Source organism: Natronomonas sp. (assembly GCF_028274965.1).
Lineage (GTDB): Archaea > Halobacteriota > Halobacteria > Halobacteriales > Haloarculaceae > Natronomonas.
The window spans coordinates 1-7,510 of the sequence record NZ_JAQCNO010000007.1; the positions used below are offsets into that span (position 1 = coordinate 1).

The window sequence follows — 7,510 nt, forward strand, 5'->3', positions numbered from 1 at the left end:
ATGGGCCCTGCCGGGTTCGAACCGGCGACCACTCGGTGTCCCATCCCGGCGCCGACGGCGCGGGGAGTATGAGCCGAGCGCTCTGACCACTGAGCTAAGGGCCCGCTGGCCCGGAGTACCCGCTCGTCGCTTTTCAGTCTGCCGGATGCGGGCGGGGAAAAGAGCCAACCGTGCGGCCGGTAAAGCGCCCGCATGGAGTTCAGTTTCGACTATCAACCCGGACGGATACGGTACGGTCCGGGCTGCGCGTCGACGATCGAGGACGTCCTCGGGACGCTCGGGGTTGAGAACGCCCTCGTCGTGACGGGGCGGACCGTCGGCGAGACGGCGGCCGTGATGGACCCGGTCCGGGCGGGTGCCGGCGGACGTCTGGCCGGGACGTTCGCCGAGACGACGCCCGACAAGGAGCTTTCGACCGCGCTTCGGGGCGCCGACCGCCTCGCCGAGACGGACGCCGACGCGCTCTTGGCCGTCGGCGGCGGGAGCAGCCTCGACGTCGCGAAGACGATCGCCGCCGTGGCGGGGTCACAGCGAAGCGACGAGGAAATACTTGAGGCGTTCGAGGAGACGGGGGCGGTACCGCTCGGCGACGGGGAGCTACCGCCGGTCTGTGTGGTCCCGACGACGCTCGCCGGGGGGGATCTCTCGATGGTCGCCGGGATCACGACCAGACGAGACGGGCTGGTCCGCGGCGGGATCTACGACGCGCGGCTCATGCCCGAGGCGCTGTGGTACGACCCCGAGCTGTTCCGGACGACGCCGGAGGACGTGCTCCGCGCGTCGGCGATGAACGGCTTCGATAAGGCGATCGAGACGGCCTACGCCGCCACGTCGACGCCGATCAGCGACGGGACCGCGGTCCGGGCGATCCGGCGTCTCTCCCGCGGGCTGCCGGCGCTCGGAGCCGGCGAGCGCGACCAAGCGACGATGCGCGATGTCGTCGTCGGGACGATCCTCGCGCAGTACGGCTGCTCGCGAGCGGACGGGCTGACGCTGTCTTTGATCCACGCCTTCGGCCACGGGATCGCCCGCGGGTACGAGATCCAACAGGGCGGCGCACACGGGATCATCGCGCCGCACGCGCTCGCGTACCTCTTCGGGGAGACCGACGGCGCCCGGGGGCTGTTGGCCGAGGGCTTCGGCGTCGAGGCCGACTCGCCCGAGGCGGCCGCGCGCGCGGTCATCGAGGGCGTCGAGCGGGTCCGCGACGGGCTCGGACTGCCGACGCGACTCCGGGAGATCGACGACATGTCGGAGTCGGACCTCCCGGCGATCGCCGCCGACGTCCACGGGGACGGGTTCATGTCGTACTGCCCGGCGGGGCTCGATCCGACCGTCGAGGACACAGAGGCGGTGCTGCGGGAGGCGTGGTGAGAAGAGCGCCGCCGCCAGGTCTCGAACCTGGGACAACCACGTTAACAGCGTGGTGCTCTACCAGCTGAGCTACGGCGGCTGCGTCACAATGTACTCCGAATCGCCACATATGGCTTTCGCTTCCCGCTTGCGCCCGTCGGCGAGACCCGACCAACGCGGCGTCGAGGGCGCCACCGGCACGTTTTATTCGTCCGCGCCGAACCCCCGGCCATGTCGTTCGAATCGGTCGTGGAGGCGGTCCGAGAGCGGGTCGTCCCCGAGGCGTCCGAGGTTCGGGCCATGGAGCGGGTGGTCGCCGAACTGGAAGCGCGGGCGGCGGCGGCGATCGACGAGCTCCCGGTCGAGGCCGACACGGAACTCGTCGGGTCGACGGCCCGCGGGACCTGGCTCGCCGGCGACCGGGACATCGACCTCTTCGTTCTGTTTTCCCCGGAGCTCGACCGCGAGGACCTCGAGCGGTACGGCCTCGCGGTCGGACACGCCGTTTTGCCCGACGGCCACGAGGAGTTCGCGGAACACCCCTACGTCAAGGGCCAGCGGGGGGGCTTCGACGTCGACTGCGTCCCCTGTTACGCCGTCGAGCGCCCGACGGCGATCAGGTCGGCGGTCGACCGGACGCCGTTTCACACGGCGTACCTCGAGGGGGAAATCGAGCCGCTCGCCGACGACGTTCGGGTCGCGAAGGCATTTCTGTCGGCGATCGGCGCGTACGGAAGCGACCTCCGGACGAAGGGGTTTTCGGGGTTCCTCACGGAGCTGCTCGTCTCGGAGTACGGGGGGTTCCGGGCGTTCGTCTCGGCGGCCGCCGCGTGGGAACCGCCGGTCCGGCTCGACCCCGCGGACCACGGCGCGCGCGAGTTCGACGACCCACTCGTTGTCGTCGACCCGACCGACCCCGAACGCAACGTCGCCGCGGTCTGTTCGAGGCGCAACGTCGCCCGGCTCGTCCACCACGCGCGGCGGCTGCTCGCCGATCCGACGGCGGAGCGCTTCGAGTCCGAGCGCCCGGGGCCGCTTTCGGCGCCCGAGGTCGCGGGTCGGATCGCCGACCGCGGCACCGAACCGGTCGCCGTCCGGTTTGCCGCCCCGGACATCGTCGAGGACCAGCTGTACCCACAGCTCGAGACGTCCCTCTCGGGGCTCGTCGGCGCGCTCGATCGGGCCGGGTTCTCGCCGCTCCGGAGCGCGTGTTTCGCGGACCGGCGGGCCGCGCTGTTGATCGAGTGTGCGGTCCCGGAGCTCTCCGGGGTGAAACGACACGACGGGCCCCCGGTCGGCGTCAGAGAGCACGCCGAGGGGTTCTACCGGACCTACCGGGAGGACGAGAGCGTCACCGGCCCGTTCATCGACGACGACGGCCGGTACGCGGTCGAGCGGGCCCGCGAGGCGAGGACGCCGGCGGCGCTCGTCCGGGCGAAGCTCTTCGAGGTCTCGCTGGGCACGCACGTTGAGGCGGCCCTCGAGGAGGACCACGAGGTGCTCGCGGGGTCGGACGTTGCGGCGCTCGCCGACTCCTTCGGGGCCGAACTCGCGGCGTACTTCGATCCCCGGCCGTGAGGCTCAGAGGCCGTGGGCGTCCCGGACGTCGTCGAGGACGCGTTTGGCCTTCGAGGTGACGTCGCCGTCCGGTTCGACCGGCTCGCGGCCGTCGAAGACCTCGTGGACCATCTCGACGGAGTCCGAGAGGGCGTCGAGCCCGTACCCGCCCTCGAGGACGAACGACAGCGGCGCGTCGTGTCGGTCGGCGATCGACCGAACGCGGTCGGTCAGGTGCCCGTAGCCCTCCGTCGAGACGCACATCCGCGAGATCGGGTCGTGGCGGTGGGCGTCGAACCCGGCGCTGACGACGAAGAGGTCGGGGTCGAAACGCTCCATCGCGGGGTCGAGGATGCGGTCGACGAACGCCGCGTACTCGCTGTCGCCGCTCCCGCCGGGAAGCGGCGCGTTGAGCGTCGCCTTCCGCGCGTTCGGACCCCCGGTTTCGAGTATCTCGCCGGTCCCGGGGAACAGCCCCTGCTCGTGGACCGAGGCGTAGAACACGTCCTCGCGGTCGTAGAAGATGTCCTGGGTGCCGTTGCCGTGGTGGACGTCCCAATCGAAGACGACGGCCCGATCGACGCCACTCCCGTCGCGTTCGAGCGCGCGCTCGACGGCGACCGCGGCGTTGTTGAAAAAACAAAACCCCATCGCCTCGTCGGTCTCGGCGTGGTGTCCCGGCGGCCGGCCGATCGAGAACGGCGTGTCCCGGCCCTCCGCGCCCCCGAGAGCCTCCTCGACCGCCCAGCAGGCCAGCCCCGAGGAGGCAAGCGCCGCCTCCCACGTCTCCTCGACGGCGACGGTGTCGGCGTCCCAGGTTCCGCCGCCGTCCGCACAGAACGCCTCGACGTCGGCGACGTAGCCGGGGTCGTGGACCGCCTCGATCGAGTCCCGGGTCGCGAGGTCGCCGTCGTCGTAGCTGACGCCGTGTCGCTTCGAGAGGCCGCGTCTGATCGCGCGGAGCCGGTCTGCGGTCTCGGGGTGTCGGGCGCCGGTGTCGTGTTCTAAGCAGATCTCGCGGTACCCGAACTTCATCCGAAGTACGGTTCGAGCTCGTAGTACGTCTCGAAGTCCGACGCCTTGATCGTGCGCCGGTCGGCGTGCCGCGCCAGAATCGCAGCCGCGGTCGAGACGGTGTCGGCGTACGATTCGAGTTCGCCGGCGAGGGCGATCCGGGCGTCCATCGAGACCCGGTATCGGTCGTCGATGTCGAGACGCGCGATGCGGTCGATCGGCGCGACCGGGAGCTCGAGGAGGTCCTTGTCGACGGTCGGGGCGTCGAAGTCCTCGGCCATCAGCGTCTTGCGGCCGTCCGTGGTCGCCGTCTCGGCGGCCTCGACCGCGAGTGCCGCCCCGCGCTCTTGGATCCGGCGGGCGAGTTCCTCGGCCGCCTCGGCGCTGACCCGCAGCTGCCCGGCGTTCCGTCGGATGACGGTGTCGACGGGCGCGAACGGCAACTCGACGCTCATACACCACACCGGGGCCGAGTCGGCCTTAATCTTTGCGAGGCCGTGCCGTATCAGAACACCTCGTCGGCGACGAACCGCTCGCCGTCGCGGCGCCCCCGGACGGTGATTTCCTGGCCCAGGTGGACGTCGGCGTCGGCCTCGACGCGGACCGTCTCGTCGCCGTCGTCGAGAATGATCGGATCGCCCGGCTGGACGACGGTTCCGGTGAACGTGTCGGGTCCCTCGGTCGCCCCGTCGGCTCCGGTTCCGGTTTTGGACGCGTCGGAGTCCCCGGAGCTGTCCGTTCCGCCGCCCGATGGCGTCCCCTCGGTCGGATCGCCGGCGTCGTCGGCGAACTCGTCGAGACCGGCCGACTCGGAGCCCCGGTCGGGTTCGGCGTCGTCAAGGACGACGACCGTCGAGCGCCACCCTGCGGAGGCCTCGAGTTCGTCCTGCCAGCCGTCCTGTATCTCGACGTCGGCGCAGAACACCTCGTCGCCGGGGGCGAGGTCGATGTCGGCCTTGTCGCCCCACAGCGCGACCCGTATGTCCCCGGTCCGGTCTTGGACACGGATGTTTCTGACCTGGCCCTCGCTGCCGTCGTCGCGGTCGAAGGTTCGCTTCGGATCGGCCGACCGAACGACGCCGGAGATGTCGACGGTCCGGTCGATCTCGACGGAGCCGATGTCGTCGGCGTCGGGGACGAACTCCACGGACTCCTCGAGTTCGTCCACGTCGCTGCCGGACCCGACGTGGAGCTCGAGCGAGCCGTCGCGCTCGCGGACGTACCCGTCGATGACCTCGACGCTCTGTCCGGCGGTCAGCTCCTCGGCGCGGTCGGCCTGCTCGTCCCACAGGGTGACCCGGATCCGGCCGGTTTCGTCGCCGAGCGTCAGGTTCGAGACCCGCCCCTCGCTGCCGTCATCGCGATCGAACGTCCGGATCGAATCGGTGTCGAGGACGACGCCGCGGAGGTTCACGTCGGACTGTCCCATCGACAGCGAGTCGGCGGTCACGCGTCCGCCGATCTCGACGCCGACGTCCGCCTCCTCGTCGGGTTCGAGCCGGTCGGCGCTGACCTCGATCCCGTTGTAGCCGTCCTTCGGTCGGCCCTTGATCCGGAAGACGTCGCCGGCCGCGATCTCCTCTGTTCCCCTGACCGCGTCCTCGCCCCACAGCGCGACCCGGACGGCCCCGGACTCGTCGGCGACGTCGAGGTTCAGGACGTGTCCCTCCTCGTCGTCCTCGTCGCGCTCGAAGGTCCGGAGTTCGCCGACGCTCGTCACCTTCCCGAGGAACTTCACCTCCTCGAGCCCCGGCTCGATGTCGGCGATCGCGTCGACCTCGCCGCCGTCGAGCTCGTGGGCGATGAGCATCGCGGCGGTCTCCTCGTCCGCCAGCCCGCCCATCTGTTCGACTTTCGCCTCGACCGCCTCGCGGAACTCCTCCTCGGAGACGTCGGCGTCGAGGTCCGCGTAGGTGTCCTCGATAGCGCCCATTGCTACGGAGAGCATACACGGCCTCCCGAAAAGCGTTGTCGGTGTCGGCGTCGGCACCGTCGTCGCTGGTACTCCCGCGAAATCCGGCGTCGCCGCCGGTCGGCTTCGGTTCGGGGTCGGACTCCCATACGGGCGGTGGCCGCGCGCTCCGGTATGAACCTTCGGTCGGGGGAACCGTAACCCCTATACGTCGAAGCGGGCTATCACCGCGTAGGTCCTGGTAGGGTAGTGGACTATCCTCTTGGCTTGCGGAGCCAGGGACCGGAGTTCAAATCTCCGTCAGGACGTCCGTTTTCTCGCTCCGAGCAGGCGTCGCCTCGGGACCGAACCCGCCGGATCGTCGGGGACGGTCCGACGCGGGGCTGTCACGGGGATCGCCCGAGTGCCTCGCGGAACCGCGCTTCGAAGGCCGCCCGGAACCGGAGCCACGGTTTCAGCGCCTCGAAGCGGCGGCGCAACAGGACGTAACTCGATCCGAGGGCGGCGCCCCAGACGACGTGCGTGAACAGGCCGACGGCCGTCAGGTTCGGCAGCGGGGACGCGACGCCGACCGCCCGGAGCCAAAGCGGCATCAGGAGGCCGGCGGCGACGATCCACAGGACGACGCCCCACCCGGCCCCGGCGAGCGCGCCGACCGCGGCGCTGTCGTTCGGATCGCCGGCGTAGAGGTGGGTGTATCCGGCGGCGAAAAGCAGCGCGAACACGGCGCTGTGAAACAGGTGGGTGATCCAGCCGACGAGGGCGTTCGAGACGCCGTAGAGCGCCCCGACGACGGGTAAATGTCCGGTGAGAGCGACGAAGAGCGCGCCCATCGCGACGCCGGCGATCGCGCCGGCCGAGAGCGCGGCGACGACGCCCGGCGTGGCGATCCCGATCCGGCCGTTCGTGGCTCGTTCGCCCGTCGCACGCGGGATCGTGAGTACCGCGGCGACGGGCGATCCGGACCCATCGGAGGCCCCGAACTCGACGTCGCCGCTGTAGTACGCCGTCAGGAGCTCGACGATCCGGCGGTCGAACCCGGCGGCCGGATCGTCCGCCGCCGTCGTCTCGGTGGCGACAGCCTCCCCGGCCGTCGAGACGGACAGAGACACGTCGCGGCGTTCGACGCCGACATCCGCCCGGACGGGGGTCCCCGCGTCCCGTTCGGCGACCGTCTCGAGGAGCTTTCGGACCAACAGCCGGATCCGCCTGTCGGCGAGGACCGACACGTCGGAGTCCGGCGTCGAGACCGCGAACTCGGCGTCGGGGTACCGCTCGCCGAGCGAGTCGACCTCCTCGCGGAGGACCGAACAGAGCCCGACGGCCCCGAGGGGGTCTTCCTCCCGGGCGCGGCCGACCTCGCCGACGTCGGTGACGGTGTCTGTGATCCGGTCTGTCGCCGCCCGGATCGCGGCGATGTCCGACTCCCGCGGCGACTGATCGTCGAAGAGCGACGTGTAGCCGTCGATGATCGCGGTCGCGTTGAGCACCTCGTGGCGGAGGAGGCCGTTTGCGATGAGCGCCAACTCGGCCTGGAGTTCGATCTCGCTGCGGTTCCGGCGGTTCAGACCGGCCCGGTCGCCGGTGAGCGCGCCGCCGACGGCCCCGGCCAACAGGACGTTCGAGACCAGAAACTGGACGTCCTGCACCACGGCGAGGGGGCCGGCCGCCTCG

At 70.8% G+C, this 7,510-nt stretch carries 6 protein-coding genes and 3 tRNA genes; 3 read left to right on the plus strand and 6 right to left on the minus strand.

Going from position 1 to position 7,510, the window contains the following annotated elements; all coding sequences use genetic code 11:
- Position 1: 1 nt before the first annotated feature.
- Positions 2–104: transfer RNA gene (locus Q0916_RS01215), tRNA-Ile, on the minus strand.
- 88 nt (positions 105–192) lie between these two features.
- Here Q0916_RS01215 and Q0916_RS01220 point away from each other — a divergent pair.
- Positions 193–1,374 (plus strand): iron-containing alcohol dehydrogenase family protein, encoded by a 1,182-nt coding sequence (locus tag Q0916_RS01220; RefSeq protein WP_299233246.1) that lies wholly within the window; start codon positions 193–195, stop codon positions 1,372–1,374.
- Between the two features lie 6 nt (positions 1,375–1,380).
- Here Q0916_RS01220 and Q0916_RS01225 read toward each other — a convergent pair.
- A tRNA-Asn gene (locus tag Q0916_RS01225) sits at positions 1,381–1,453 on the minus strand.
- A 131-nt stretch (positions 1,454–1,584) separates the two neighbouring features.
- Between Q0916_RS01225 and cca the strand changes: the two genes are divergently transcribed.
- Positions 1,585–2,931, plus strand: coding sequence for a CCA tRNA nucleotidyltransferase (cca, locus tag Q0916_RS01230; RefSeq protein ID WP_299233249.1), 1,347 nt, complete (start codon positions 1,585–1,587; stop codon positions 2,929–2,931).
- A 3-nt stretch (positions 2,932–2,934) separates the two neighbouring features.
- Here cca and Q0916_RS01235 read toward each other — a convergent pair whose 3' ends face one another.
- Genes Q0916_RS01235 through Q0916_RS01245 form a run of 3 tightly spaced genes read right to left on the minus strand, consistent with a single transcriptional unit; the run spans position 2,935 to position 5,857 of the window.
- Entirely contained in the window at positions 2,935–3,945 is a 1,011-nt protein-coding gene (locus Q0916_RS01235; protein ID WP_299233252.1) for a histone deacetylase family protein, read from the minus strand.
- Positions 3,942–4,379 carry a histone family protein gene (locus Q0916_RS01240; RefSeq protein ID WP_299233255.1) on the minus strand — a complete coding sequence of 146 codons (438 nt, stop codon included), beginning with the start codon at positions 4,377–4,379 and terminating at the stop codon, positions 3,942–3,944. The genes Q0916_RS01235 and Q0916_RS01240 overlap by 4 nt, the downstream gene beginning before the upstream one ends.
- A gap of 50 nt (positions 4,380–4,429) precedes the next feature.
- Complete coding sequence (locus tag Q0916_RS01245; RefSeq protein WP_299233261.1) at positions 4,430–5,857, minus strand: single-stranded DNA binding protein; 1,428 nt, start codon at positions 5,855–5,857, stop codon at positions 4,430–4,432.
- Between the two features lie 214 nt (positions 5,858–6,071).
- Between Q0916_RS01245 and Q0916_RS01250 the strand changes: the two genes are divergently transcribed.
- A tRNA-Arg gene (locus tag Q0916_RS01250) sits at positions 6,072–6,144 on the plus strand.
- A 78-nt stretch (positions 6,145–6,222) separates the two neighbouring features.
- On the opposite strand, the gene Q0916_RS01255 is transcribed toward Q0916_RS01250, so the two are convergent.
- A partial coding sequence (locus tag Q0916_RS01255) for a hypothetical protein (RefSeq protein WP_299233258.1) occupies positions 6,223–7,510 on the minus strand: 1,288 nt, incomplete at its 5' end.

What these genes read in the sequence shown, in the direction of transcription:
- Q0916_RS01220 (WP_299233246.1), top strand. Translation starts at nt 193, where the DNA reads ATGGAGTTCAGTTTCGACTATCAACCCGGACGGATACGGTACGGTCCG.
- cca (WP_299233249.1), top strand. Translation starts at nt 1,585, where the DNA reads ATGTCGTTCGAATCGGTCGTGGAGGCGGTCCGAGAGCGGGTCGTCCCC.
- Q0916_RS01235 (WP_299233252.1), bottom strand. Translation starts at nt 3,945, where the DNA reads ATGAAGTTCGGGTACCGCGAGATCTGCTTAGAACACGACACCGGCGCC.
- Q0916_RS01240 (WP_299233255.1), bottom strand. Translation starts at nt 4,379, where the DNA reads ATGAGCGTCGAGTTGCCGTTCGCGCCCGTCGACACCGTCATCCGACGG.
- Q0916_RS01245 (WP_299233261.1), bottom strand. Translation starts at nt 5,857, where the DNA reads ATGGGCGCTATCGAGGACACCTACGCGGACCTCGACGCCGACGTCTCC.